Source organism: Azospirillum thermophilum (assembly GCF_003130795.1).
Lineage (GTDB): Bacteria > Pseudomonadota > Alphaproteobacteria > Azospirillales > Azospirillaceae > Azospirillum > Azospirillum thermophilum.
Window position 1 is genome coordinate 330,321 of the sequence record NZ_CP029357.1, and the last position, 25,201, is coordinate 355,521.

Below are 25,201 nucleotides of genomic sequence, written 5' to 3' on the forward strand. Positions count from 1 at the left end.
GCTACCGGCGGGCGTCGTCCGCCCCGTCGCGGAGATTGCTCTGCGACCGCGGGATGACGGTGCGGGACAGCTCGGTGCCGGCCATCCAGCCGGGATGCTGCCTGGATTCGCAGGATGCCGACCGCAGGCGGACGGCGAGGTCGCCGGTCAGCGGGCGGTCCCAGTCGAAGACGACGCAGCGCTCGCCGGAGGCGTCCCGCATCTCGCCGGCGGGCTCGGCGGTGAAGTTGCCGTTCCGGCTGCCGGTGGCGAGGGAGACCCCGTCATCGGACGGCGGTCCGCCCACCGACGAGCATCCCGACAGAGCCAACGCGACCGCCCCCGCGCAGCACGCGACCACCAGCCTCATCCCGTTTCCCCTTCACGGCCTCTTCGTGGGTCCCGGCGCGCAGGGTCGGAAGCGAGTGCGGCGTTTTTGCGGCGGAAAGGTGCAGGCTTCCGGTCGGCGCCGGCCCGTGGCATGCCGGCCGCGGAGCAGCCGCGGCTCCGCCACCGGATGGGCGAGCCCGGCCGGCAAAAACGGCGGGTCCCCCCGAACCATCTTCGCCCGCGGCCATTGATAAGCGGACGTGTCCACTTCGCAGACCGAAGGCCCCATGGATTTCGCCATTCCAGCCTGGCTGGTGACCGCCGGGACCCCCGTCCTGGCGATCGCCATCGCCCTCCTGATCGAAGAGATCGTGTCGCGCGTGCTGCGGCGGATCTTCCGCGAGGCCAACGCCCCGGTGCTGAGCCGCGTCGTGCGCAGCGGCCGCAACCCGGTGCGGCTGGCCATCGCGGCGGCCGTGGCGCTCGCCTCCATGGCCGCCCTGCCGCTGCGGCCGGAGGTGGCGGAGCCGCTGGCGCGCGCCGTCGGCATCCTGTTCATCTGCGCCCTCGGCTGGGCGATCGCCGCCAAGGTGGGGGCGATCTTCGACAGCTACCTGAACCAGAGCGGCCGCAACGAGTCGAGCCTCGACTGGCGCCGCCGCCGGACCAAGCTGACGGTGTTCCGCCGGCTGACGCTGCTGGCGATCCTCTGCCTCACCGTGGGCTTCGCCCTGATGGCCCTGCCGGTGGTGCGCAGCATCGGCGTCAGCCTGTTCGCCTCGGCCGGCGTCGCCGGCATCGTCATGGGCATCGCCGCCCGCCCGACCATCGCCAACCTGATCGCCGGCATCCAGATCGCCCTGACCCAGCCGATCCGCATCGGCGACGCCGTCATCGTCGAGAACGAGTGGGGCAACATCGAGGAGATCACCTCGACCTATGTCGTGGTCCGCCTGTGGGACGAGCGGCGGCTGGTGGTGCCGCTCGGCTATTTCCTGGAGAAGCCCTTCCAGAACTGGACGCGCGAGACGCCCAACATCATGGGCAGCGTGATGCTCTATGTCGATTATTCGGTCCCGGTGGCCGATCTGCGCGCCAGGCTGGGCGAGATCCTGCGCAACACGCCGCTGTGGGACGGCCGGGCGTGGAGCCTGCAGGTCACCGACCTGAAGGAGCGGACCATGGAACTGCGCGCGGTGATCAGCGCGCGGGACGCCGGCACCGCCTGGGACCTGCGCTGCCATGTCCGCGAGGAGATGGTCAAGCACCTGACCGAACGCTATCCCGGCTCGCTGCCGCGCGAACGGCTGGACCTCGTCCATGTGCCGGACCGCCGCCGTCCCCCCCCGGAGCCCGGGCGCGAGGCGGCCAACCGCGAGCCGGACGCGCAGCGGCGGACGGCGTGAGGCGTCCGCGCGGACCCGGACGGAGGCCGGCCGGTCAGTCGGCGGCGCAATAGGTGCGCGGGTCGACCACCTCCGTCACCGTCACCTCGGTGCCGGCGGGCACGACATATTCCTGGGCGCCGACCGGGCTCGCCGCCGCCGGATCCCAGTTGTAGGTGTAGCCGAGCCGGGTCCAGGGATAGCCGGTCTCCCTGATCGTCGGCGCCAGGACGTAGGAGGAGGTCATCTGGTTGGCGAACCAGGCGGTGTAGGCCGGCGGCCCCTTGAGGCTGTTGCCGCAGGAGGCGGCGGTCGGATCGGGGTCGGCGCAGGGGCGGAAGATGCCGATCCCCGCCGGGCCGGTGGCCTGCGCCCGCGCGATGGTGAAACGCACGAAGCGCTGCTTCTCGTCGTCGGGAACGGCCGGCTTCAGGCCGAGGAGCTGGTGCAGCCGCTCCACCACCTGATGGCGGGGATAGGCGCGGCAGATCCGCTTCACCTCCGGCTCGACGGTGATCCAGGTGTCGCGCTGCAGGGTGATCGTCCGGCCGACCGCCTCCTGCCCCCAGGCGGGATAGCTGGTCAGCGTGGCGGCCTGCACCGGATAGGCGAGCGGCGTCAGCGGACGGACGTTCCCAGCCTCGAACACCGCGGTCGAGAAGATCGAGCGGTCATAGACGGTGCCCTGCGGCGCGCAGCCCGCCAGCACGATGACGGCGACCGCCGCCGACAGACCCCACCCCCGCATGCGCCCTTCCTCCCCCGCCCGCACCGAGAAACACGCGCGATGGTAGCATCACATAACCGGGATTTCGCAAGTGCCGTGACGGGCGCCCCGCCGGGGGCGCGAACGGAAACCGGCCCCGGGGAGGGATCCCCGGGGCCGGTCCGCTTGCGGTCGGTGCGGCCGGCGGTCAGGCCGGCTGCGGCAGGCCGTGGATGTAGCCGACGCCGCCGGCGCGCCGGTTGCGGTAGGCCTCGTCGATCAGCGGGGCGACCTCCGCCTTCACCTTGTCGTGCAGGCCCTTCTCCCAGTCGCCGGGGTGCTGGAAGTTGCTCATGATGTAGGCGAAGCCGTTGACGTCGTCGACCGCCTGCAGGCCGGTCGATTCGGCGCCGGCCGGGCAGGACAGCAGGCGCGCCAGCTTGCCGGTGTCGACGTTGTAGGCCCACAGGAAGTTGTTGACGTGGTTGCCGCTGTCCTCGCCGATGAACAGGGTGCGCATCCGCTCGGAGAACTTCAGGTTGTCCGGGTTGGCGATCAGGTCGGCGTCGGCGGTGTTGCCGAGCGCGTCCGGCGTCGGCAGGTCGCGGCCGACCAGCGCCGGGACGGTGCTGAGGTGGACGGGCACCCACTCGCTGTCGATGGCGGTGCCGGCCGAGTCGGACTGGCCGCCCTTCATCGGAAGCTGGTAGACGGCGCCGGCGTTGATGGCGTTGACCTTGATGCCGCTCTTGCCGTCGCTCATCGACTTGTAGATGTAGGACATCGCCGCGTAGGCGACCTTGTCCTTGGCGTTGACGGTGACGCCTTCCAGCTTGGTGAGGGCGAGCGTCGCGCCGACGGTGGGGGCGTAGCGGTGGGTTTCGAGGAAGGCGGCGGCCTTCTCCATGCCCGGCTTGAACTTCACCCACTGCTGCTTGCCGTTGAAGGGAACGGCGGTGAAGGTGGGGTCCTGCGGGTCGCTGGTCTTGACCTCCAGGATGTCGGAGTGCTTCAGCGTGTCGGCCAGACGCTCGATCTCGGCGCTGGTGGCGTGGCCGAGCTTGACCCAGACCAGCTTGAAGGCACCGCCCTTGTCGAGGGCGACGCCCGGCTCCTGCTCCAGCTTCGCCGCATAGAGCGTGCCGGCGGACAGGTCGGCCGGCTTGTCGGCGATGAACATGAACAGGCCGCCGTTGGTGGCGTCGTCGCCCATCAGCACCGTGCGCTGGTCCGGCATCACCTGCACCAGCTCGTGCGAGATGCGGCCGAGGCAGTAGTGCTTCCTGATCGTGCCGGTGCCGTCGGGGTTCACCACCACCTCCGGCATGTGGCCGTAGTGGTAGGGGTTGGCCTTGGCCGGGTCGCCGAACAGGTTCTGGCTGTAGGCGCGGAACTGCTCGTCGGAGGCGGCGACGACCGCGTCCGGCTCATACTCCTCGCTCGACAGGTGGGTGTTCCACGGCGACAGGCTGGCGCCGCAGGTGATCCACAGGCCGTGCGCCTTGCTGGTGTCGACGGTGTGGTACTGGACGAGGCGCAGGGCGCCGGTCTCCTTGTCCTGGTCGAGCGTCAGGACGGCGATCGGCGACGGCAGCTTGCCGTACATGTTCTTGTCCTTGGCGTCGCGCGAGGCGTACTCGAACTGCACGACGGCGAAGAGCGGGTTGCCCTTCACGCCCGGGACGGTCGACGGCATGGGGTTGAGCAGGTTGCAGCCGTCCGGGCAGTCGGAGAAGAACTGCACCGGCTGCCCGGCCGAGTCGTCCATGATCGGCTTGCCGTGGATGTCGTAGTAGCCGCCGGCCAGCGTCGTGCCGCCCTTGCCGTCCGGCACCTGGTCGCCGGTGTTGAACAGGGGCTGGTAGCCGAGCTTGAAGGTCTGCTTCTTGCCGTCGGCAAAGGTGACGACCATGCTCGACTCGACCTGCGTGGAGGCCTGGGCCCGCGCGGTCGCCGGGGCGGCCATGCCGATGAACTCGGCGGCGGTCGGGGCAGCCTTGGCAGCGGCGCCGGTCGGCGCGAGCAGGGTGACGGCGGAACCCCCGGCCATTCCGGCGACCGGGAGCAGCGGCATTCCGGCGAGAATGCGGAGCACCGAACGCCGGGACGTCTCGGGCAACTGGGACATGGACACTCTCCTGCAATCTTCAGGAGGCGCGGCAGTTTGCCGCCCTCCTCGCTCAGGAGGGGACCATAGCGTCGCCCTGTTACAGTTTGACGGCAGCCGGAGGAGGTAGCCGCATGTTTTTCGGGAACCTTTCCTCCGGCGGCCTCCGCCGGCGCCCGCCGGCGGGTGCTACTTCATCGAGGGGAAGGAGAACTGCGCCCCTTCGCGCACGCCGCCCGAGGGCCAGCGCTGGGTGACGGTCTTGCGGCGGGTGTAGAAGCGCACGCCGTCCGGACCGTAGGCCGAAAGGTCGCCGAACAGCGAGCGTTTCCAGCCGCCGAAGCTGTGGTAGGCGACCGGCACCGGCAGCGGCACGTTGATGCCGACCATGCCGACCCGGATGGCGTCGGTGAAGTAGCGGGCGGCCTCGCCGTCGCGGGTGAACAGGCAGGTGCCGTTGCCGTACTCGTGGGCGTCGATCAGGTCCATGCCCTCCTGCATCGTCTTCACGCGGACGACGCAGAGGACGGGGCCGAAGATCTCCTCCCGGTAGATGGTCATCTGCGGCGTCACCCGGTCGAACAGGCAGCCGCCGAGGAAGAAGCCGGTCTCGTGGCCCGGCACCACGAGGCCGCGGCCGTCCACCACCAGCTCCGCCCCCTCGGCGACGCCCTGGTCGACATAGCCCTTCACCTTCTCGTAATGGACGCGGCTGACCAGCGGGCCCATGTCGCAGCCCGCCGCGGTGCCCGCCCCGACCGCCAGCCCGCGGAGCTGGGCGGAGAGCTTTGCGACCAGCCGGTCGGCCAGCTCGTCGCCCACGGCGACCACGACGGAGATCGCCATGCAGCGCTCGCCGCAGGAGCCGTAGGCCGCCCCCATGATGGCGCTGACCGCGTTGTCGAGGTCGGCGTCCGGCATGACGATGGCGTGGTTCTTGGCGCCGCCCAGCGCCTGCACCCGCTTACCGTGGGCGCTGGCGGTGGAATAGACATGCTCGGCGATCGGGGTGGAGCCGACGAAGCTGACGGCCTGCACCCGCGGATCGGTCAGCAGCGTGTCGACCGCCACCTTGTCGCCATGCACCACGTTCAGCACGCCCGGCGGCAGCCCGGCCTCCAGCGCGAGCCGGGCCACCAGGAGCGCGGCGCTGGGATCGCGCTCCGACGGCTTGAGGACGAAGGTATTCCCGCAGGCGATGGCGATGGGATACATCCACAGCGGGACCATCGCCGGGAAGTTGAAGGGCGTGATGCCGGCGACGACGCCGAGCGGCTGGAACTCCGACCAGCTGTCGATGCCCGGCCCGACATTCTTGGAATGCTCGCCCTTCAGCAGGTCGGCGACGCCGCAGGCATATTCGACATTCTCCATGCCGCGGGTCAGCTCGCCCCGGGCGTCATCGAGGGTCTTGCCGTGCTCGCGCGTGATCAGCTCGCAGATGCGGGCGGCGTTGTCCTCCAGAAGCTGGCGGAAGCGGAACATCACGCGTGCCCGCCTGGCCGGCGGGGTGGCCCGCCAGGCCGGGAAGGCGGCCTGCGCCGCGGCGATGGCCTGTTCGACGGTCGCCCGGTCGGCGAGAGGAACACTCCCGACGGTCTCGCCGGTGGCCGGGTTCACGATGTCGGCGGTCCGGCTGCCGGCCGGCACGTCGGTGGCGGCGCCGATGAGGTGGGGAACGATGGTCATGGTGTCTCCTGCTCTCCCGCGGCGCGTCAGGCGACCGACCGGATGGCGTCGGCGACGACGGTCATCAGCGTGTCGAGCTCTTCCGGAGTGGTGTGGAAGTGCGGGCCGAACTGCAGGGTGTCGCCGCCGTAGCGGACGTAGTAGCCGGCGTCCCAGCACTTCATCGCGATCTCGTAGGGGCGGCGGGCCGGCTCGCCCGGCAACGGCGCGATGGTGACCGCACCGGCGAGGCCGCAGTTGCGGATGTCGACGACGTGCTTCAGCCCCTTCAGGCCGTGCAGCACGGTCTCGAAATGCGGGGCGAGCGCCGCCGCCTTCTCCGCCAGACGGTCCGTCTCGAAGATCTCCATGGCGGCGAGGCCGGCGGCGCAGGCCACGGGATGGGCCGAATAGGTGTAGCCGTGCGGGAACTCCACCAGATAGTCGGGCCCGCCATTGTCCATGAAGGTCTGGTAGATCTCGTGGCTGGCGATCACCGCCCCCATCGGCACGGCGCCGTTGGTCAGGCCCTTGGCGATGTTCATCATGTCGGGCACCACGCCGAAGGCCTGGGCGCCGAAGGCCGCCCCCATGCGGCCGAACCCGGTGATGACCTCGTCGAAGATCAGCAGGATCGAGTGCTTGTCGCAGATCTCGCGCAGGCGCTGCAGATAGCCCTTGGGCGGCGGCAGCACGCCGGCCGAGCCCGCCATCGGCTCCACGATCACCGCGGCGATGTTGGAGGCGTCGTGAAGCATCACAAGCTCCTCCAGCGCATCGGCGAGGAAGGCGCCCTCCTCCGGCATGCCCTTGGTGAAGAGGTTCTGCGGCAGCAGCGTGTGCGGCAGGTGGTCGGCATCGACGCCGCTGCCGAACAGCTTGCGGTTGCCGCCGATGCCGCCCAGGCTGGTGCCGCCGAAATTGACGCCGTGATAGCCCTTGGCCCGGCCGATCAGCTTTGTCTTGGTCGGCTGGCCCTTCATGCGCCAGTAGGCGCGCGCCATCTTCAGCGAGGTGTCGGCGGCCTCGGAGCCCGAATTGACGAAGAAGACATGGTCGAGCCCGGCCGGCGCCAGCGAGGCGACCTTGTGCGCCAGCTTGAAGGCGGCGGGGTGGCCGTACTGGAAGGCCGGGCTGTAGTCGAGCTCGGCGATCTGGCGGGCGACGGCCTCGGCGATCTCGCGGCGGCTGTGGCCGGCGCCGCAGCACCACAGGCCCGACAGGCTGTCGTAGATCCTGCGGCCCCGGGCGTCCCAGTACCAGGTGCCCTCGGCCTTCACGATCATGCGCGGGTTGGACTTGAACTCCCGGTTCGCCGTGAAGGGCATCCAGTGGGCGTCCAGCTCCTCCCGGGTCAGGCCGGCGGCACGGTCGGGGCCGGGGGTGCGCATGTCGTCCAGGGGGGTCATCCGCCAATCTCCTGCTGGTTTCTGGGCTGCATGACCGGCAGTGTGCGTCGGGTTTCGGTTGCGCTTAAATCCAAACCATTCAAACTTCACGTAAGAGATCACTTACCTGATGCCACCCGCAGGATGAGCAAGCCCACCCGTTCCCCGGCCACCCGCCCCCCGGCCACCCGCCCCCCGGCCACCCGCGTGCTGCCCGCCGTCACCGACGTGGACATCCGGCTCCTGCGCGTCTTCCGGACGGTGGTGGAGAGCGGCGGCTTCTCGGCGGCGGAGGTCGAGCTGAACATCAGCCGCGCGGCGATCAGCCTGCACATGGCCGACCTGGAGCGGCGGCTGGGGCTGCGGCTGTGCCGGCGCGGGCGGGCCGGCTTCCTGCTGACCGACGAGGGGCGGCTCGCCTACGAGGCGACCCTGCGGCTGCTGGCCGGGCTGGAGAGCTTCCGCAGCGAGATCAATGCCGCCCATGGCCGGCTGCGCGGTGAACTCAACATCGGCATCACCGACAACCTCGTCACCCTGCCGCAGATGCGCGTGACCAACGCGCTGGGCAACCTGAAGCGCCAGGGGCCGGAGGTGCGGGTCAACATCCGCATGATCCCGCCCAACGAGATCGAGCGCGGCGTGCTGGACGGGCGGCTGCATGTCGGGGTGGTCCCGGCGCGCCGCGCGCTGCCCGGCCTCGACCGCTTCTCCCTGTATCAGGAGGAGTCGCGGCTCTATTGCGGGCGCGGCCACCCGCTGTTCGAGGCGGAGGCCGCGGCGGTCACGCCCGCGGTGCTGGCGGCGGCGGACGCGGTGGCGCCGACCGAGGCGCAGCAGGTTCCCGACGCCATCGGCTTCCAGCGGGCGCTGACCGCCACCGCGACCGCCACCGACCGCGAGGGCGTCGCCTTCCTGATCCTGACCGGCTGCTATCTGGGGTTCCTGCCCACCCATTACGCACGGCAGTGGGTGGAGCGCGGCGCCATGCGCGCCCTGCTGCCGGACAGCCATCGCTACAGCCTGGACTTCCACGCCGTGACCAAGAAAGGGGCGCAGCCCAATCTGGTGCTGGAACGGTTCCTCGCCCTGCTGAAACAGACGGAGACGGCGGCTGCCTGAATCCGCGGCACTGACGGGCGGCTGACCAATTTTCAGGCGCCCGGACAGGGGCGGGGACGGACCATTCCCTGTCCGCCGCGTCAGGTCCTGTCCCGCAGGACAGGTTTTTTGCCCGGTGAATCAAAGTACTGACGACGGACAACGAGTTCTTCCGCTTGTCTGGCGTAGTTCTTGCTGACCCCCTCGCGAGACCCGTCATCGCGAGGACCCACCCGTGACAGTCCCGAAGCCTGCCTCGCTCGCCCCTCTCGCTCCCGTCATCGCCCCCGACCGTCCCGCTGCCGGCCGTTCCGTCCCCGAACCGGCCCGGCCCATCGTGGACGTCCGCCATCTGACGCTGACCTACCAGACCGCCGACAAGCCGGTCTACGCGCTGAGCGACGTCAGCCTGACCATCGGCAAGGGCGACTTCATCTCGCTGATCGGGCCGTCCGGCTGCGGCAAGACCACGCTGATGCGCGTGGTGGCCGACCTGGAGCAGCCGACCTCCGGGGAGGTCACGGTCAACGGGATGACGCCGGAACAGGCGCGGCTGAAGCGCGCCTACGGCTATGTCTTCCAGGCGCCGGCGCTCTATCCCTGGCGGACGGTGGAGCGCAACGTGATGCTGCCGCTGGAGATCATGGGGCTGCCCAGGGCGGAGCGGAAGGCCCGCGCCGCCGAGCAGCTTCGCAACGTCGGGCTGGCCGGCTTCGAGAAGAAGTTCCCCTGGCAACTGTCGGGCGGCATGCAGCAGCGCGTCTCCATCGCCCGCGCGCTGGCCTTCGAGCCCGAACTGCTGCTGATGGACGAGCCGTTCGGCGCGCTCGACGAGATCACCCGCGACCATCTGAACCTGCAGCTCACCCAGCTCTGGCGGCGGACGCGCAAGACCTGCATCTTCGTCACCCACTCCATCGCCGAGGCGGTCTTCCTCTCCACCCGCATCGTGGTGATGAGCCCGCGGCCGGGCCGCATCCTCGACGTCATCGACTGCGACCTGCCCGCCGAGCGGACGCTGGACATCCGCGAGACGCCGGAGTTCGCCGCGCTGGCGCACCGGGTGCGCGACGGCCTGAAGGAGGGGCATTCCTATGACGACTGACCCCGCGGACACCCTGGCCGGCCGCTACGGGCCGGTCGCCGCCATGGCGCTGGCCGTCCTCGTCCTGTGGTACGGCGGCGCGCTGTGGCTGAACGGGCCGCAGGCGGCCGAGGCGCTGACCCGCTCCGGGACCGGCTGGGGGACGGCCGACCTGATCCGGCAGGCCTTCGCCATGAAGCGGCCGGTTCTGCCGACGCCGGACCAGGTGGCGGTGGATCTCTGGAACTCGCTGACCGGCCATCCGGTCACCAGCATCCGCAACCTGCTCTACCACACCGCGGTCACCGCCGGGTCGGCGCTGACCGGCTTCGCCATGGGCGTGGTGCTGGGGGTGGCGCTGGCGGCGGGCATCGTCCAGGTGCGCACGCTGGAATCGAGCCTGCTGCCCTGGATCATCGCCTCGCAGACCATCCCGATCCTGGCGATCGCGCCGATGATCGTGGTGATCCTCGGCAACATGGGCTTCACCGGGCTGCTGCCCAAGGCGGTGATCAGCATGTATCTCTGCTTCTTTCCCATCACGGTCGGCATGGTGAAGGGGCTGCGCTCCGCCGACCCGCTGGCGCTCGACCTGATGCGGACCTACAGCGCCACCACCCGCCAGACCTTCCGTCTGCTGCGGCTGCCGGCCGCCCTGCCCTTCCTGTTCGCCAGCCTCAAGATCGCCGTGGCGGCCAGCGTGGTCGGCGCCATCGTCGGCGAGCTGCCGACCGGCGGGCAGGCCGGACTGGGAGCCCGGCTGCTCAGCGGCTCCTACTACGGGCAGACGGTGCAGATCTGGAGCGCGCTGGTCATGTCGGCGGTGCTCAGCGTGGCGCTGGTCGCCGCGGTCGGCGCCGCCGAGCGGCTCTTCGTCCGCGCCGGACGGGGAGGCGCGCGATGAGCCGGACGACGCCCATGTCCCCGGCCCCGCTGGTGATGCTGGTGGCGCCGCTGCTGCCGATCGCCTGGCAGGGAGGCGCGCCGGTCTACCTGCCGCAGAGCCCGGCGGCGCTCGCCTGCTTCGCCGTCAGCCTCGGCGCCCTGCTGCTGCGGGGCACGGTGCGCGGTAGCTTGGCGGAGGCGGTGCTGCTGCTGGCCGGCGTCGTTGCCGCCTTCGCCGCCCCCGTCCTGCTGATCGGCCAGGGTCTGGCCCTGGCGCAGGCGCCGGGCGTCTGGGTCCATCTGGCGGGCGGCGTGCTGCTGCTGTGGCGGGTGCTGGCGCTGGTCGCGCCTCTCGACGGGGCGGGGCGCCTCGCCGGGCCGGCGCTGTTCGGCCTCGCGCTGGTGGCGCTGTGGGAGATCCTGACGCGCGGCTTCGAGGTGCCGGCCGTTCTGCTGCCGCCGCCGAGCGCCATCCTCGCGGCGCTTGCCGCCAACGCCGCCGACCTGTGGGACGATTTCCGGCAGACGGTGCTGAAATCGGTGCTGCGCGGCTATCTGATCGGCTGCGGCGCCGGCTTCGCGGTGGCGATCCTGGCCGACCGGGTGCCCGCCCTGGCGCGCGGCCTGCTGCCGCTCGGCAACCTGGCGAGCGCCATCCCGGTGGTCGGCATCGCGCCGATCATGGTGATGTGGTTCGGCTTCGACTGGCAGTCCAAGGCGGCGGTGATCGTCGTCATGACCTTCTTCCCGATGCTGATCAACACGCTGGCCGGACTGTCGAGCGCGGAGCGGATCCAGCTCGACCTCATGCGGTCCTATGGCGCGGGCTACTGGCGCACGCTGGTGCTGCTGCGGCTGCCGTCGGCCCTGCCCTTCCTGTTCAACGGGCTGAAGATCAACTCCACCCTCGCCCTGATCGGCGCCATCGTCGCCGAGTTCTTCGGCACGCCGGTGGTCGGCATGGGATTCCGCATCTCCACCCAGGTCGCCCGCATGAACCTGGACGTGGTGTGGGCGAGCATCGCCGTCGCCGCCCTGACCGGCTCGCTGCTCTACGGCGCGCTGGCGCTGGCCGAGCGGCGGGCGACCTCCTGGCATCCCTCCTTCCGCAAACGATAACGCCACTCAACGAGAGGACTGACACGCGATGAAGACCAAGACGATCGCCTCCCTGGTCGCCGCCGCCGTTGCCGGCTGGTGCGCCACCGCCGCCGCCGCGGACAAGGTCACCCTGCAGTTGAAGTGGGTCACCCAGGCCCAGTTCGCCGGCTATTACGTCGCCGCCGAGAAGGGCTTCTACAAGGAGGCCGGGCTGGACGTCACCATCAAGGCGGGCGGGCCGGACATCAACCCGACGCAGGTCATCGCCGCCGGCGGAGCGGACGTGATCGTCGACTGGATGCCCTCGGCGCTGGCGACCCGCGAGAAGGGCGTGCCGCTGGTCAACATCGCGCAGATCTTCCAGACCTCGGGCATGATGCTGACCTGCCGGAAGGATGCCAACATCGCCTCGCCCAAGGACTTCAAGGGCAACACGCTGGGCGTCTGGTTCGCCGGCAACGAGTATCCCTTCCTGTCCTGGATGAGCAGGCTCGGCTATTCCACCTCCGGCGCCAATCCCGACGTGAAGGTGCTGAAGCAGGGCTTCAACGTCGACCCGCTGCTGCAGAAGCAGGCGGCCTGCATCTCCACCATGACCTACAACGAGTACTGGCAGATCATCGAGGCCGGCGTGAAGCCGGAGGAGCTGGTGGTCTTCAAGTACCAGGACCAGGGCGTCGCCACGCTGGAGGACGGGCTCTACACGACGGAGAAGCAGCTCGCCGACCCGAAGACGGTCGAGAAGCTCGCCCGCTTCGTGAAGGCGTCGGCCAAGGGTTGGGAATACGCCGCGAAGAACCAGGCGGAGGCGGTGGACATCGTGCTGGCCGCCGACGCCAGCGGCGCCCAGACCAAGGAGCACCAGACCACCATGATGCAGGAGGTCGCCAAGCTGCTGGAGGGCTCGAAGAAGGGCACCGGCTACCTCGACCCGGCCGATTTCGACCGCACCGTGGAGGTCCTGCTGTCCGGCGCCTCGGCCCCGGTGATCAGCAGGAAGCCGGAGGGCGCCTACAGCCACGCCGTGTTCGACGCCGCGGCGAAGCTGTAACGCCCGCTGCGGAACGGAAGGCCCGCGCGGTGGCGGCCGCGCGGGCCTTTCCCATGTCCGCCGACGTCTCCCGTCCAGTGGCCCGTCCAGCGGCGCGGGCACCGGAGCAGCGGGTCGCGGCACGGCCGGAATTTCCTCCAAATTTTCGAAAGACTGTGAGTCGTTTTTGAAAGTCAGTTTCAAAAACATTTGCCAAACTGATTGAATTCATGCGTCAAGACGGCGCACTCCTGCTCTTTTCTGTTTCCCTCCCCTCCATTCAGGATCTCTAATTGACTCGGCTGGGGACCGGATGATCTCCCAGGGAATATTCCCTCTCCTCTGCCGAACGATCATTATCAAGCTGGACAACGACCATGACTCATGCTGAGACAGGACGCTCGCAGGGGGCTGTTGCGGCTCCCGCGAGCGGCTTCTTGAACCTGAGCATCGCGGCCAAGCTGGGGCTGGGGTTCGGAAGCCTTATGGCATTGCTGCTCATTCTCGGCCTGATCGCCTGGCGGGGGGCGGCGCAGACCAGCGAACAGATCCAGCTTTCGGCCGCGCAGGGGGAAATCCTGGAGTCGACGATCCGCGCCGACGGCATCCTGCTCCAGGCCCGGCTCGCCGTGGTGCGCTACTTCTATCTCGGTGGCGAATCCACGGCCGCGGCCGCGAAGACGCAGCTCGCCAAGTTCCAGGAGACCCTGTCCGGCCTGCGCACCCGGATGAGGCTGGAGGAGAACCGCCGGACGATCGACGACATCCTGTCCATCAAGGAGCATTACGCAGCGGCCTTCGACGACGGCGTCCGCTTGCGCTCGCAGCGCCAGCAACTGATCTCGGAGGTCGCCTACGATCTCGGCTCCAGGATCCGCGACGTGCTGGGCGACATCCGGAAGGCGGAGGCGGATGCCGGACGGGCGGACGCCGCGCTGTCCGTGGTCAGGCTGGAGGAGAAGGTTTGGACGGCCCGCATCCTGGCCGCCCGGCTGATCGAAGGCGACACGACCTACGACCTCGCCACGCTGCGCAAGCAGATGGACGCCGCGGCACAGGCCATCGCCGATCTCGCCCCCGTCCTGACGGTTCCCGAACAGAAGGAGCGGCTGGCGCAGGCGGGCACTCTGCTGCGCAGCTACACGGCCGGCATCGAGAAGCTGGTGCAGGCGATGGCGGATCTCGACAGGCTGACGGCGGAGCGCCTGACCCCGCTCAGCGTCGCCATCATGGAGAAGTCGGCCCTGCTCCAGCAGCGGGTCGATGCCATCCAGACCGCCGGCAGGGACACCGCCGTCGCCAGCGCGATGTTCGCCGAATCCGCCGCGGAGTGGCTGACCCCGCTTGCCGCGGTCATCGGCGCCCTGTGTGCATGGCTGATCGCCCGCAGCATCTCGCGGCCGATGGAGGCCATGACGCTGGCGATGGGCCGTCTGGCCGAGCGCGACACGGAGGTCCTGGTGCCCTCCGTCGGCGCGCGGAACGAGATCGGCCGGATGGCGGGCGCGGTCCAGATCTTCAAGGAGAACCTGATCCGCACCATCGCATTGGAGAAGGAGGCCAGCGAGTCCGCCGCCCGGATCGAGCGGGAGCGCAAGGCGACCATGGCGCAACTGGCGGACCAGTTCGAGTCGACCGTCCTGCATGTGGTGGAGGCGGTGTCCTCGGCGGCGGGCCAGCTTCAGTCCAACGCGCAGGGCATGTCCTCCATCGCGGAGGAAACGGCCAAGCAGTCCCTGCTGGTGGCATCGGTGACGGAACAGGCGAGCAGCAACCTGCAGACGGTGGCCTCCGCCGCCGAGGAGATGAACAGCTCCATCGGCGAGATCAGCCGGCAGGTGACCGACGCGTCGCGCGTCTCCAAGGACGCCGTGGTCGAAGCCGAGCAGACCAACGCGACGGTGGAAGGGCTGGCGGTCGCCGCGCAGCGGATCGGCGACGTGGTCGGCCTGATCCAGGACATCGCCAGCCAGACCAACCTGCTGGCGCTGAACGCCACCATCGAGGCGGCCCGCGCCGGCGAAGCGGGCAAGGGCTTCGCCGTCGTCGCCAGCGAGGTGAAGCAGCTGGCGACCCAGACGGCGCGGGCGACCGACGACATCTCGGCACAGATCGCGGAAATCCAGACCCAGACCGCGAGCGCCGTGACCGCCATCCGCAGCATCGGGCGGACCATCACCCAGGTGAACGAGATCTCCAGCACCATCGCCGCGGCGGTGGAGGAACAGAGCGCCGCGACGGCGGAGATCGGGCGCAACGTCCAGAACGTGGCGGAAGGGGCGCAGAACGTCACCGCCGCCATCGCCGGGGTCAGCAAGGGGGCAGGCGACGCGGGGACGGCGTCCGAGCAGGTGCTGGGCGCCGCAGGCCAACTGTCGAACGAGGCCGAGCGGCTGCGCAACGAGGTGAGCAGCTTCATCGCCCATATCCGCGCCGCCTGAGCCGGCACCGCCCGAGAGCCCTCACCCCCTCCTTGCGGAGCGGGTGAGGGCCGTCCGGTCTCACCCTGCGGTGAGGCCGCGGAGCTGGCGGTTGGCGACGGCGAGCATGGCGAGGTCGACGGCCGGCTGGGTGCGCAGCTCCGACAGGAGCTGCTCCACCCGCTCGACCACCGGGCGGCGCTGGGCGATCCAGCCCTCCACCGGGTCCTCGCCCCCCGCCTCCAGAACCCGCACCGTCAGGGCCGTCTGGTGCGCGAACAGGTCGTCGATGATCGCCCCCACCGCCTGCTTCTGCCAGTGGTTGTCCACCTTGGCGCTCGCCGCCCGGTCGCGCAGCCACTCCAGGCCGAAGCGCCGGCCCAGGCCGTAATAGACCGACCCCACCGCCTCGACCGCCCGGCCCGTCCGCCCGGCGATCCGCACCAGGTCCGGCGCCGCCGCCAGAACCGGAAGCGCCGCCAGACGCCGCGCCAGATCCTCCGGCACCCCCTGCCCGGTCGAGGACGCCACCCGCGCCGCCAGACGCCCCGCCTCCTCGGCGTCGAGGAAGCCGTCGAGACCCGCCAGCAGGGCCTCCACCCCCGGACGGTAGGCCGCCGTCTCCGCCGCGATGTCCAGCGGGTGCCCGGCATGCGCCAGGAACCAGTTCACCGCCCGCTCCATCAGATGCACCGTCTCCAGGACCAGCCCCGTCTGCAGCGCCGCCGGGACCAGCGTGTCCAGCGCGTCGATCCCCGCCCACAGCGCCCGCAGACCGTAGACGTCGCGCACGATGGTGTAGGCCCGCGCCACGTCCGCCGGACCCATGCCCGTCTTCTCCACCGTCTCCTTCACGAAGGTCGGCCCCAGCCGGTTGACCAGGCTGTTGGTCACCGAACTCGCCACGATCTCCCGCCGCAGCCGGTGCCGCGCGATCGCCTCGCCATGGCGCTGCTGCAGCGGCTGCGGGAAGTAGCGCAGCAGGTCCTCCGCCATGAAGGGATCGTCCGGCAGGTCCGAGGCCAGCAGCTCGTCGTACAGCGTGATCTTGGCATAGGCCAGCAGCACCGCCAGCTCCGGCCGCGTCAGGCCGCGGCGGTCGGCCATGCGCGCCGCCAGCTCCTCCTCGTCCGGCAGATACTCGATGGCCCGGTTGAGCCGCCCCGCCTTCTCCAGCGAACGGATGAAGCGCGCCTGCGCCTCCAGCAGGTCGGCCCCCTGCGCCTGCGCCACGCTGATCGCCTGGGTCTGGCGGTAGTTGTCGGCCAGCACCAGACCGGCCACCTCGTCGGTCATCTCCGCCAGCAGCCGGTCGCGCTGCTTGGTCGTCATGTCGCCGCGCCCGACCACGTCGCCCAGCAGGATCTTGATGTTCACCTCGTGGTCGGAGGTGTCGACGCCGGCCGAGTTGTCGATGGCGTCGGTGTTCAGCCGCACCCCGGCCTGCGCCGCCTCGATGCGGCCGCGCTGGGTGACGCCGAGGTTGGCGCCCTCGCCGACCACCCGGGCGCGGATGTCGCGCCCGTCGATGCGCAGCGCGTCGTTGGCCTTGTCGCCGGCCTCCGCCTGGCTCTCGCCGCTCGCCTTGACGTAGGTGCCGATGCCGCCGAACCACAGCAGGTCGACCGGGGCGGCGAGCAGCCGGCGCATCAGCTCGGCCGGCGCGATGCTGGTCGCCTCGATGGCGAAGCGGGCGCGCACCTCCGCCGTCAGCTCCACCGTCTTGGCCGTGCGCTCGACGATCATGCCGCCCCTGGACAGCAGCGCCCGGTCGTAGTCGGCCCAGGAGGAGCGCGGCAGGTCGAACAGCCGCTTGCGCTCGGCCCAGCTCGCCGCCGGGTCGGGATCGGGGTCGAGGAAGATGTGGCGGTGGTCGAAGGCGGCGAGCAGGCGGATGTGGCGCGACAGCAGCATGCCGTTGCCGAAGACGTCGCCCGACATGTCGCCGACGCCGACCACGGTGAAGCCGGTGGTCTGGATGTCGGTGCCGAGCTCGCGGAAATGGCGCTTCACGCTCTCCCAGGCGCCGCGGGCGGTGATGCCCATCCTCTTGTGGTCGTAGCCGGCCGAGCCGCCCGACGCGAAGGCGTCGCCGAGCCAGAAGCCGTAGTCGAGCGAGACCGAGTTGGCGATGTCGGAGAAGGTCGCGGTGCCCTTGTCGGCCGCCACCACCAGATAGGGGTCGTCGCCGTCGTGGCGCACCAGGTCGGGCGGCGGCAGCACGCGCCCCTCGGCGTCGAGCGTGTCGGTGAGGTCGAGCAGGCCGCGCATCAGCGTCTTGTAGCACTCGATGCCCTCGGCGAGCTGCGCCTCGCGGCCGGCCGCCGCGGGCGGCGGGCGCTTGACGACGAAGCCGCCCTTGGAGCCGACCGGCACGATGACGGTGTTCTTGACCATCTGGGCCTTCATCAGCCCGAGGATCTCGGTGCGGAAGTCCTCGCGGCGGTCGGACCAGCGGATGCCGCCGCGCGCCACCCTGCCGCCGCGCAGGTGCACGCCCTCCATGCGCGGGCTGTAGACGAAGACCTCGACCCAGGGGCGCGGCAGCGGCAGCTCCTCCACCGCGCGGCTGTCGAGCTTGAGCGAGAGGTAGGGCTTGGGCTGGCCGTCGGGGCCGCGCTGGAAGGCGTTGGTGCGCAGGGTGGCGCGCACCAGGTTGACGAAGCGCCGCAGGATGCGGTCCTCGTCGAGGTTGCCCACCGCGTCCAGCGCCGCGTCGATGGCGGCGAGCAGCGCCGCCTCGTCCCCGCCGGCCACATCCTCGCCGGCCACATCCCCCCTGTTTGGCGCGAAGCGGGCGTGGAAGAGGCGGACGATGAGGCGGGTGGTGCGGGGATGGGCGGCCAGGGTGGCCTCGACGGTGTCCTGGGCATAGGCGAAGCGGGCCTGGCGCAGGTACTTGGCGTAGGCGCGCAGCACGGTGACGGCGCGGGCATCGAGGCCGGCGCGCAGGATCAGGCGGTTGAAGCCGTCATCCTCCATGCGGCCGTCCCACACCGCGGCGAAGGCCTCCTGGAAGGTCTGCTTGACGCGGGCCGGGTCGATGGCGGCGTCGGCGGGGGCGGCGGGGGCGTCGCTGGTCCCGGCCGCGCCGACCGGGGCGCCGCTCTGGGTGCGGGCGGTGAAGTCGTGGATCCAGACGCCGTCGGCGGCCCCGGCGGGGGTGACCTCGTAGGGCTGCTCGGTGACGATCTTGAGGTCCATGTGCTCGAGCATGGGCAGCACGTCGGAGAGCGGCACCGGGCGACCGGGGTGGTAGATCTTGACGTGCAGCTCGTCGGGCTCGGCCTCGAGCGGGCGGAAGAGCGCGATGGCGAGGCGGCGGGAGGCCAGCGTCTGCTCGATGCGGTCGATGTCGTGCAGCGCGGTCTCGGCGGTGAAGGCGTCGCGGTAGCCGACCGGGAAGGCGTCGGCGTAGCGGCGCAGCAGGGCGGCGCCGGTCTCCTCGCCGTGCGCCTCGATCAGCGCGTCCTTGAGGCGGTCGCCCCAGCCGCGCGCCGCCTGGACCAGCCGCGCCTCCAGCTCCGCCACGTCGACCGCCGGCACATGCCCCGGCTCCGTCCGGATGATCACGTGCAGACGCGCCAGCGTGCTGTCCGAGAGCTGGGTGCTGCTCGACATGCAGGTGCCGGCGAAGGCGGTCTCCAGGATCGACTGCAGGCGCAGGCGCAGGCTGGTGTCGAAGCGGTCGCGCGGGACATAGACGAGGCAGGAGGCGAAGCGCTCGAACGGGTCCTGGCGGACGAACAGGGCGAGCCGCTGGCGCTCCTGCAGGTTGAGGATGCCGCGGGCGCTGTCGAACAGCTCGTCGGCCTCGACCTGGAACAGCTCGTCGCGCGGATAGGTCTCCAGGATGTTGAGCAGCGCCTTGCCGTTATGGCCGTGGGGGTCGAAGCCGGCGCGCCCCATCACCGCCGCCACCTTGCGGCGCAGGAACGGGATCTCGCGCGGGCTGCGGTTGTAGGCGGTGGCGGTGAACAGGCCGACGAACAGATCCTCCCCCACCACCCGGCCGTCGGCGCCGAAATGCTTCACCAGGATCACGTCCATATGGACCGGACGATGGACGGTGGAGCGGCGGTCGGCCTTGGCGACCATCAGCACGCGCGGGGCGCGGATGAAATCGCGCACGCTGGGCGGCAGGGAGTGGAAATGCTGCAGCCCTTCCAGCACGATCACCGAGGGATCGCGCAGGACGCCGAGCGCGCTCTCCTCGACCAGCGCCAGCATCGGCTCGTCGCCCGATTCGTCGAAGCGGTATTCGCGGTAGCCGAGGAAGGTGAAGTTGTCGCGGGTGAGCCAGCGGAGGAATTCGCCCCCCTCCTCCACCTCTTCGGCCGGCAGGCCGGCGATGCCGGCGGCCACCGCGGCGGTCGCCCGGTCGAGCCGCTCGCGCATCGGCTGCCAGTCCTGCACGGCGGCGCGGACGTCGGCCAGCACCGTTTCCAGCCCCTGGCGGATGCGCTCCAGATCCTCCGCTGCGGAGCGGACGTCGATCTCGACATGCATGAAGGATTCGGGCAGCGCACCGGCCGGGCCGACGGCGCCGTCGTGGAGGTCCGTCAGCTTGCCCTGGCCGTCGCGCGCCACGCGCAGGACGGGATGGATGACGAGATGGACGGTCAGCCCCTGGCGGTTCAGCTCCGCCATCACCGAGTCGACCAGGAAGGGCATGTCGTCGTTGACGATCTCGACGATCGTGCGGCCGGAGTGCCAGCCGTGCGTCTCCAGGCCCGGGTTGTAGACGCGCACGCGGGCCGTCCCGGGGGTGCGCTGCTGGCCCCACTGCCAGATCGCCACCGCCGCACCGTAGAGGTGGTCGGTCGGCACCCGCGCCAGATCGTCCGGCGGCACGTCCGCATAGAAGCGCCGGATGAAGCGCCCGGTCTTCTCACCACGGTCCCGGCCGAGCCGGCTGCGCACCAGTTCGGAGAGCTGGCCCGTCACGTCCTCGACAAGCCCACGCACGACACCCATTTGGCGGTCTCTTTCGATTTCAAGGAAAGAAAAAGGGGGAATCCGACCGGGTCAGGTCGGTGGAGCGTCCGGTGTCCGGATGGCGCAGAAACAGAAAAATCGAGAGGCCGATCGCGATGCAGCAATAGCTGGGGATGGGGAACGAGGTCTCGCCATTTTCTTTTCAGCGTCCTGCCCGAACAGGGAGCGGCGCGGCGGGAGCCGCGGCTGGTCCTCCCCCACGATTAGCATCGGGAGTGGTGCAGGTGAAATTGCTTCTCACCGAAAGCCTATAAGGCCGGGTTATGGGTTTGGGCGGCGCTCAGCCTCCGAGCCGCTCCTGGGCGGCCCTGGCGACCAGCCGTTCGACCTCCACCACCTCGGCGACGAAATGCTGCTCGATGACCGAGCGGGTGTGGTGGCGGGCGCGGATGACGTTGACGGTGAAACGCAGATCCTGCTGCAGCGCCTTGACCCGCACCCGCTCCGGATCGGCGGAGGCGGCGGTGTACTGGTCGAGGATCGCCGCTCCCGCCCCGTTCTGCACCAGGGCGAGCGCGATGCGGTTGGTCTTCACCTCGACCCGCGGGGCGAGCAGGACGTTCGCCCCCTGGCAGGCGCCGCGCAGGATGTTGCCGAGCGGGTCGTCGGTGTGCAGCCCGATCAGCGGCAGATCCTGGAAGCTGGCGAGCGAGACGCGCTCGGGCAGGCCGTCCGCCATCGCGCTGGGGAACAGGCCGACGAGGGAGCCTTCGGCGATCGGCTCGGCATCCAGCGCCGGGTGGGGCTGCGGGTTGAAGGTGAAGCCGATGTCGACGTTCTGCACCAGGACGGAGTTCAGCACGTCGCGGTAATTGTGCGTCTCCACCTGGATGTTGACGTCGGGGTGCTTCTGCAGGAAGCGGCAGATGGCGAGCGGGATGATCTCGATGCACAGCGCCGGGCTGGCGGTGATGCGCAGGTTGCCCGAGCGGCCACCGCGCAGGTTGGCGGCGAGCTTGCGCAGATTCTCGATGTCGGCGAAGGCGCGCTCCACCTCGGCGTAGAGCGCGCGGCCCTCCGCCGTCGGGTAGAGGCGGCCCTTGATCCGCTCGAACAGCTTGATGCCCAGCTCGTCCTCGGTGTGGAGGAGGACGTTGGTGACGGCGGGCTGGGTCACGTTCAGCAGGCGCGCCGCGCCGCTCACCGTCCCGGCCAGCATCACCGCCCGGAACACCTCGATCTGCCGCAGCCGCATCGCCCCGCACCCGTCGCCATCCCGCCGGAGCCCGCCCGGCGCTGCTGCTTAGCACCGCGGACGGGTCTCCACAACAATCAGGGTCCCCACGGGCACCCGGCCGCTCAGGCCGCTCAGGCCGCTTCGCCGACCGGGGACGGCTTGGCGGCGCGCAGGATCATGCCGAACAGGTCGCGCGGCTCGTCCGGGTCGGCCAGCAGGTCGAGGTCCTGGTGGAGACCGGTGCCGGCCAGCTTGTCGCGGACATAGCGCAGGGCCGAGAAGTCCTCGACGGCGAAGCCGACGGAATCGAACAGGGTGATCTGCCGGGCGTCACGGCGGCCGGCGGCCTGCCCGGTCATCACCTGCCACAGCTCGGTCACCGGATGGTCGGCGGCGAGCTGCTGGATCTCCCCCTCGATCCGGGTCTGCGGCGTGTATTCCACGAAGATGTCCGAGCGCAGCAGGATGTCGCGGTGCAGCTCCGTCTTGCCGGGGCAGTCGCCGCCGACCGCGTTGATGTGGACACCCGCCCCGACCATGTTGTCGGTCAGGATGGTGGCATACTGCTTGTCGGCGGTGACGGTGGTGATGATGTGGGCGCCCTCCACCGCCTCCTCGGTCGAGCGGCAGGCGGTGATGCGCAGGCCCTGGCCCTGCAGGTTGCGCACGCACTTCTCGGTGGCGACCGGATCGATGTCGTAGAGCCGGATGTCGCGGATGCCGAGCAGCGCCTTGAAGGCGAGCGCCTGGAACTCCGCCTGCGCGCCATTGCCGATGATCGCCATGCAGGAGGCGTCGCGCGGGGCGAGGTGCCTGGCCGCGACCGCCGAGGTGGCGGCGGTGCGCAGCGCGGTGAGGATGGTCATCTCCGTCAGCAGCACCGGATAGCCGGTGTCGACCTCCGCCAGCACGCCGAAGGCGGTGACGGTCTGCCGCCCCTCCTTCGTGTTCTTCGGGTGGCCGTTCACGTACTTGAAGCCGTAGACCCGGCCGTCGCTGGTCGGCATCAGCTCGATCACCCCCTCGGCGCTGTGGGAGGCGACGCGGGGGGTCTTGTCGAAGGCCTCCCAGCGGCGGAAATCCTCCTCGACATAGTCGGCCAGTTCCGCGAGGAAGCGCTCGACGCCCACCCGCAGGACCAGCTTCATCATGTGGTCGACGCTGACGAAGGGGACGAGATTGAGGTTGGGGATCATGATCAGAAGCTCCTCGTGGGATAGTCCAGGACGCGGCGCCCCATCAGGCTTGCCAGCAGGTCGACCATCAGGATGGCGGTCCGCCCGCGGTCGTCGAGGAAGGGGTTGAGTTCGACCAGGTCCACGCTGCTGACCAGGCCGGTGTCGTGCAGCATCTCCATGATGAGATGCGCCTCGCGGAAGGTGGCGCCGCCGGGCACCGTGGTGCCGACGCCGGGGGCGATGCCGGGATCGAGGAAATCCACGTCCAGGCTGACATGCAGCAGGCCGTTGGCGTCCGCCACCCGCTGCAGGAAGGCGCGCAGCAGCGGCGCGATGCCGAACTCGTCGATCTTGCGCATGTCGTGGATGGTGATGCCGGAGTTCTCCAGCGCCCGCTGCTCCGCCGGATCGACGCTGCGGATGCCCATCATGCAGACGTTGTGCGGATCGACATGGGCCGGGGCCGGCGGGAAATAGCCCTGGAACCCCGGCCGGCCGGTCGCATAGGCCATCGGCACGCCGTGCAGGTTGCCGCTCTCCGTCGAGTCGAGCGTGTGGAAGTCGGTATGGGCGTCGAGCCAGAGGACGAACAGCTCGCGCCCCATGTCGGAGGCCCGCCGGGCGAGGCCGGTCAGCGTGCCGGCGGCCAGGCTGTGGTCGCCGCCCATGAAGATCGGCATGGCGTCCGGCCCGGCGCTCGCCTCATAGGCGGCACCGGCGAGCGCCGCGGTCCAGCCGGCGACCTCCGGCAGGCATTTCAGCGCGGCGTTGCCATGGGACAGCGGCCGGAGCGGCACCGGCGACACGTTGCCGAGGTCGGTGACGCTGTGGCCGAGGTCCGCCAGCGCCCTGGCGATGCCGGCGGTGCGGAAGGCGCTCGGCCCCATCTCGCAGCCGAGCCGGCCGGCTCCGTCCTGCACCGGTGCACCGATCAGCCGGCACTGCTTCGGCTTCATCGTGCTGGATAGCATTTGTTGGGTCCCTCACCTGTTCCGCTTGCGATCAAACCACAGGCTTGCGGCGGAACGGACAGGGCAAATTGACAAAAGCGGCGCATCGCCTTAGCAGAACGGACAGATCACCATTCCAAAACGGAATTCGACAAGAGGGGAGACGCGGCGATGGCCACGACGATGGACCAGCTCGACGAGAAGCTGATCACCCTGCTGCGCCATGACGGGCGGCGCAGCATCTCCGATCTGGCGGTCGAGCTGGGGGTGTCGCGGGCGACGGTGCGCTCGCGAATGGAACGGCTGGAACGCTCCGGCGTCATCATCGGCTACACGGTGATCCTGCGCGCCGACACGGTGGAGGCCCCCGTGCGCGGCATCATGCTGATCGAGGTGGAGGGCCATTCCGCCGACCGGGCGGTGAAGGCGCTGAGCGGATTCCCGGAGGTTCTGGAGATCCACAGCACCAACGGCCGCTGGGACCTGATCGTGGAACTGTCGGCCGGCAGCCTGCCGGAACTGGATTCGGTGCTGCGCCGCATCCGGCTGATCCCCGGCATCACCAGCAGCGAGACCAACCTGCTCCTCGCCACCCCGCGCAGCACCCGGGCGAGGCTATAAGCTGCGGCTATGGGGAGCACCACCTGCCGATCTGCTCAGGCCAAGCTGCCGTTTTGGCAAGGGATTGCGCCTTTTCCATCAATTTTTGGCCTATCGGCCGCCAGACGCATCGCTGATGCTCCGTTCACCGAACAAAAGGACCGGACAACAACCGGCCGGACGACGCACAGAACAGGCCAGGCACACAGCGCGCCGAACAACGGGGCAGACGCCATGGATCATCACCGCATCGCCATTCCGGACAGCGTACCGCACATGCACCGCCATCCGCCGAGCAATCCCTCAGCCCCCGCCGCCGTCGTGGTTGAGGACGTCCACAAGAGGTTCGGCAAGCTCGAGGTCCTCAAGGGGGTGTCGCTGACGGCGCGCGAGGGCGACGTCATCACGCTGATCGGCTCGTCGGGGTCGGGCAAGAGCACGTTGCTGCGCTGCATCAACATGCTGGAGGTGCCGGACGACGGGCGCATCACCATCGCCGGCGAGACGATCGGGCTGAAGAAGACGCGGTCCGGCGCCACCGTACCGGCGGATGCCCGTCAGGTCGACCGCATCCGCACCAGCCTGGGCATGGTGTTCCAGAGCTTCAACCTGTGGACCCACATGACGGTGCTGCAGAACGTCATCGAGGCGCCGGTGCATGTTCTGGGCGTGCCGCGGGCGGAGGCGGTGGAGCGGGCGCGCATGCTGCTGGACAAGGTGGGCATCCTGGCCAAGGCCGACAGCTATCCGGTGCAGCTGTCGGGCGGGCAGCAGCAGCGCGCGGCGATCGCGCGGGCGCTGGCGATGCAGCCCAAGGTGATGCTGTTCGACGAGCCGACCTCGGCGCTTGATCCCGAGCTGGTCGGCGAGGTGCTGCGGGTGATCCGCCAGCTCGCCGACGAAGGCAACACGATGATTCTCGTCACCCACGAGATGGGCTTCGCGCGGGAGGTGTCGTCCAAGGTGGTCTTCCTCCACCAGGGCGTCATCGAGGAGGAGGGCGCGCCCGACAAGGTGCTGACCAACCCCGACTCCGACCGCGTCCGCCAGTTCCTCTCCCGCCACCTGTCGGGAGCGGCTTAACCACTCAGGGCATGCGAATGACCTTGACCGG

At 70.0% G+C, this 25,201-nt stretch carries 18 protein-coding genes; 9 read left to right on the forward strand and 9 right to left on the reverse strand.

Annotated elements, in window-relative coordinates:
• Position 1: 1 nt before the first annotated feature.
• Positions 2–349 (reverse strand): hypothetical protein, encoded by a 348-nt coding sequence (locus DEW08_RS26405; RefSeq protein ID WP_146214771.1) that lies wholly within the window; start codon positions 347–349, stop codon positions 2–4.
• Positions 350–596: 247 nt separating this feature from the next.
• On the opposite strand from DEW08_RS26405, the gene DEW08_RS26410 reads away from it, so the two are divergent.
• Positions 597–1,715 (forward strand): mechanosensitive ion channel family protein, encoded by a 1,119-nt coding sequence (locus DEW08_RS26410; RefSeq protein WP_109332960.1) that lies wholly within the window; start codon positions 597–599, stop codon positions 1,713–1,715.
• Between the two features lie 34 nt (positions 1,716–1,749).
• Here the strand turns inward: DEW08_RS26410 and DEW08_RS26415 are convergent, their stop codons facing one another.
• The 4 genes from DEW08_RS26415 to aptA all read right to left on the reverse strand — a co-directional run bounded on the left by DEW08_RS26415 (position 1,750) and on the right by aptA (position 7,584).
• The gene (locus tag DEW08_RS26415; protein WP_109332962.1) at positions 1,750–2,442 is read right to left on the reverse strand and encodes a hypothetical protein; all 693 of its coding nucleotides are present in this window, start codon (positions 2,440–2,442) and stop codon (positions 1,750–1,752) included.
• A 166-nt stretch (positions 2,443–2,608) separates the two neighbouring features.
• Positions 2,609–4,528 (reverse strand): PhoX family protein, encoded by a 1,920-nt coding sequence (locus DEW08_RS26420; RefSeq protein ID WP_109332964.1) that lies wholly within the window; start codon positions 4,526–4,528, stop codon positions 2,609–2,611.
• Between the two features lie 168 nt (positions 4,529–4,696).
• Positions 4,697–6,196 carry a CoA-acylating methylmalonate-semialdehyde dehydrogenase gene (locus DEW08_RS26425; RefSeq protein WP_109332966.1) on the reverse strand — a complete coding sequence of 500 codons (1,500 nt, stop codon included), beginning with the start codon at positions 6,194–6,196 and terminating at the stop codon, positions 4,697–4,699.
• 26 nt (positions 6,197–6,222) lie between these two features.
• The gene (gene aptA / locus DEW08_RS26430; protein ID WP_281262081.1) at positions 6,223–7,584 is read right to left on the reverse strand and encodes an omega-aminotransferase AptA; all 1,362 of its coding nucleotides are present in this window, start codon (positions 7,582–7,584) and stop codon (positions 6,223–6,225) included.
• Positions 7,585–7,707: 123 nt separating this feature from the next.
• Between aptA and DEW08_RS26435 the strand changes: the two genes are divergently transcribed.
• The 6 genes from DEW08_RS26435 (at position 7,708) to DEW08_RS26460 (ending at position 15,205) form a co-directional block, all read left to right on the forward strand.
• Positions 7,708–8,685, forward strand: a complete 978-nt coding sequence (locus DEW08_RS26435; RefSeq protein WP_109332968.1) for a LysR family transcriptional regulator — start codon at positions 7,708–7,710, stop codon at positions 8,683–8,685.
• A gap of 313 nt (positions 8,686–8,998) precedes the next feature.
• Positions 8,999–9,769, forward strand: a complete 771-nt coding sequence (locus DEW08_RS26440) for an ABC transporter ATP-binding protein (RefSeq protein ID WP_245987044.1) — start codon at positions 8,999–9,001, stop codon at positions 9,767–9,769.
• Positions 9,759–10,652 carry an ABC transporter permease gene (locus DEW08_RS26445; RefSeq protein WP_168220521.1) on the forward strand — a complete coding sequence of 298 codons (894 nt, stop codon included), beginning with the start codon at positions 9,759–9,761 and terminating at the stop codon, positions 10,650–10,652. The genes DEW08_RS26440 and DEW08_RS26445 overlap by 11 nt, the downstream gene beginning before the upstream one ends.
• Positions 10,649–11,752 carry an ABC transporter permease gene (locus tag DEW08_RS26450; RefSeq protein WP_109332970.1) on the forward strand — a complete coding sequence of 368 codons (1,104 nt, stop codon included), beginning with the start codon at positions 10,649–10,651 and terminating at the stop codon, positions 11,750–11,752. Before DEW08_RS26445 ends, DEW08_RS26450 begins: the two co-directional genes overlap by 4 nt.
• A gap of 28 nt (positions 11,753–11,780) precedes the next feature.
• The gene (locus tag DEW08_RS26455) at positions 11,781–12,785 is read left to right on the forward strand and encodes an ABC transporter substrate-binding protein (protein WP_109332972.1); all 1,005 of its coding nucleotides are present in this window, start codon (positions 11,781–11,783) and stop codon (positions 12,783–12,785) included.
• Between the two features lie 416 nt (positions 12,786–13,201).
• The gene (locus DEW08_RS26460) at positions 13,202–15,205 is read left to right on the forward strand and encodes a methyl-accepting chemotaxis protein (protein WP_168220522.1); all 2,004 of its coding nucleotides are present in this window, start codon (positions 13,202–13,204) and stop codon (positions 15,203–15,205) included.
• Positions 15,206–15,265: 60 nt separating this feature from the next.
• Here DEW08_RS26460 and DEW08_RS26465 read toward each other — a convergent pair whose 3' ends face one another.
• From DEW08_RS26465 to rocF, 4 genes are all read right to left on the reverse strand, one after another.
• A complete protein-coding gene (locus DEW08_RS26465; protein WP_109332976.1) occupies positions 15,266–20,161 on the reverse strand; it encodes an NAD-glutamate dehydrogenase in 4,896 nt (1,631 codons plus the stop codon).
• A gap of 301 nt (positions 20,162–20,462) precedes the next feature.
• Positions 20,463–21,377: a LysR family transcriptional regulator gene (locus DEW08_RS26470; protein WP_109332978.1), complete on the reverse strand. Its 915-nt coding sequence runs from the start codon at positions 21,375–21,377 to the stop codon at positions 20,463–20,465.
• Between the two features lie 113 nt (positions 21,378–21,490).
• Positions 21,491–22,558: an ornithine cyclodeaminase gene (locus DEW08_RS26475; RefSeq protein WP_181449493.1), complete on the reverse strand. Its 1,068-nt coding sequence runs from the start codon at positions 22,556–22,558 to the stop codon at positions 21,491–21,493.
• Positions 22,558–23,508, reverse strand: coding sequence for an arginase (gene rocF, locus DEW08_RS26480; RefSeq protein ID WP_109332982.1), 951 nt, complete (start codon positions 23,506–23,508; stop codon positions 22,558–22,560). Before rocF ends, DEW08_RS26475 begins: the two co-directional genes overlap by 1 nt.
• A gap of 162 nt (positions 23,509–23,670) precedes the next feature.
• Between rocF and DEW08_RS26485 the strand changes: the two genes are divergently transcribed.
• Together DEW08_RS26485 and DEW08_RS26490 are read left to right on the forward strand one after the other, a co-directional pair.
• Positions 23,671–24,108, forward strand: a complete 438-nt coding sequence (locus DEW08_RS26485) for an Lrp/AsnC family transcriptional regulator (RefSeq protein WP_109333472.1) — start codon at positions 23,671–23,673, stop codon at positions 24,106–24,108.
• A 255-nt stretch (positions 24,109–24,363) separates the two neighbouring features.
• Positions 24,364–25,170, forward strand: coding sequence for an ABC transporter ATP-binding protein (locus DEW08_RS26490; protein WP_109329308.1), 807 nt, complete (start codon positions 24,364–24,366; stop codon positions 25,168–25,170).
• Positions 25,171–25,201 lie beyond the last annotated feature (31 nt).

Excerpts from the sequence above, each read along its gene's own strand:
- DEW08_RS26405 (WP_146214771.1), bottom strand. The coding sequence starts at position 349 with ATGAGGCTGGTGGTCGCGTGCTGCGCGGGGGCGGTCGCGTTGGCTCTG.
- DEW08_RS26410 (WP_109332960.1), top strand. The coding sequence starts at position 597 with ATGGATTTCGCCATTCCAGCCTGGCTGGTGACCGCCGGGACCCCCGTC.
- DEW08_RS26415 (WP_109332962.1), bottom strand. The coding sequence starts at position 2,442 with ATGCGGGGGTGGGGTCTGTCGGCGGCGGTCGCCGTCATCGTGCTGGCG.
- DEW08_RS26420 (WP_109332964.1), bottom strand. The coding sequence starts at position 4,528 with ATGTCCCAGTTGCCCGAGACGTCCCGGCGTTCGGTGCTCCGCATTCTC.
- DEW08_RS26425 (WP_109332966.1), bottom strand. The coding sequence starts at position 6,196 with ATGACCATCGTTCCCCACCTCATCGGCGCCGCCACCGACGTGCCGGCC.
- aptA (WP_281262081.1), bottom strand. The coding sequence starts at position 7,584 with ATGACCCCCCTGGACGACATGCGCACCCCCGGCCCCGACCGTGCCGCC.
- DEW08_RS26435 (WP_109332968.1), top strand. The coding sequence starts at position 7,708 with ATGAGCAAGCCCACCCGTTCCCCGGCCACCCGCCCCCCGGCCACCCGC.
- DEW08_RS26445 (WP_168220521.1), top strand. The coding sequence starts at position 9,759 with ATGACGACTGACCCCGCGGACACCCTGGCCGGCCGCTACGGGCCGGTC.
- DEW08_RS26450 (WP_109332970.1), top strand. The coding sequence starts at position 10,649 with ATGAGCCGGACGACGCCCATGTCCCCGGCCCCGCTGGTGATGCTGGTG.
- DEW08_RS26455 (WP_109332972.1), top strand. The coding sequence starts at position 11,781 with ATGAAGACCAAGACGATCGCCTCCCTGGTCGCCGCCGCCGTTGCCGGC.
- DEW08_RS26465 (WP_109332976.1), bottom strand. The coding sequence starts at position 20,161 with ATGGGTGTCGTGCGTGGGCTTGTCGAGGACGTGACGGGCCAGCTCTCC.
- DEW08_RS26470 (WP_109332978.1), bottom strand. The coding sequence starts at position 21,377 with ATGCGGCTGCGGCAGATCGAGGTGTTCCGGGCGGTGATGCTGGCCGGG.
- rocF (WP_109332982.1), bottom strand. The coding sequence starts at position 23,508 with ATGCTATCCAGCACGATGAAGCCGAAGCAGTGCCGGCTGATCGGTGCA.
- DEW08_RS26485 (WP_109333472.1), top strand. The coding sequence starts at position 23,671 with ATGGACCAGCTCGACGAGAAGCTGATCACCCTGCTGCGCCATGACGGG.
- DEW08_RS26490 (WP_109329308.1), top strand. The coding sequence starts at position 24,364 with ATGCACCGCCATCCGCCGAGCAATCCCTCAGCCCCCGCCGCCGTCGTG.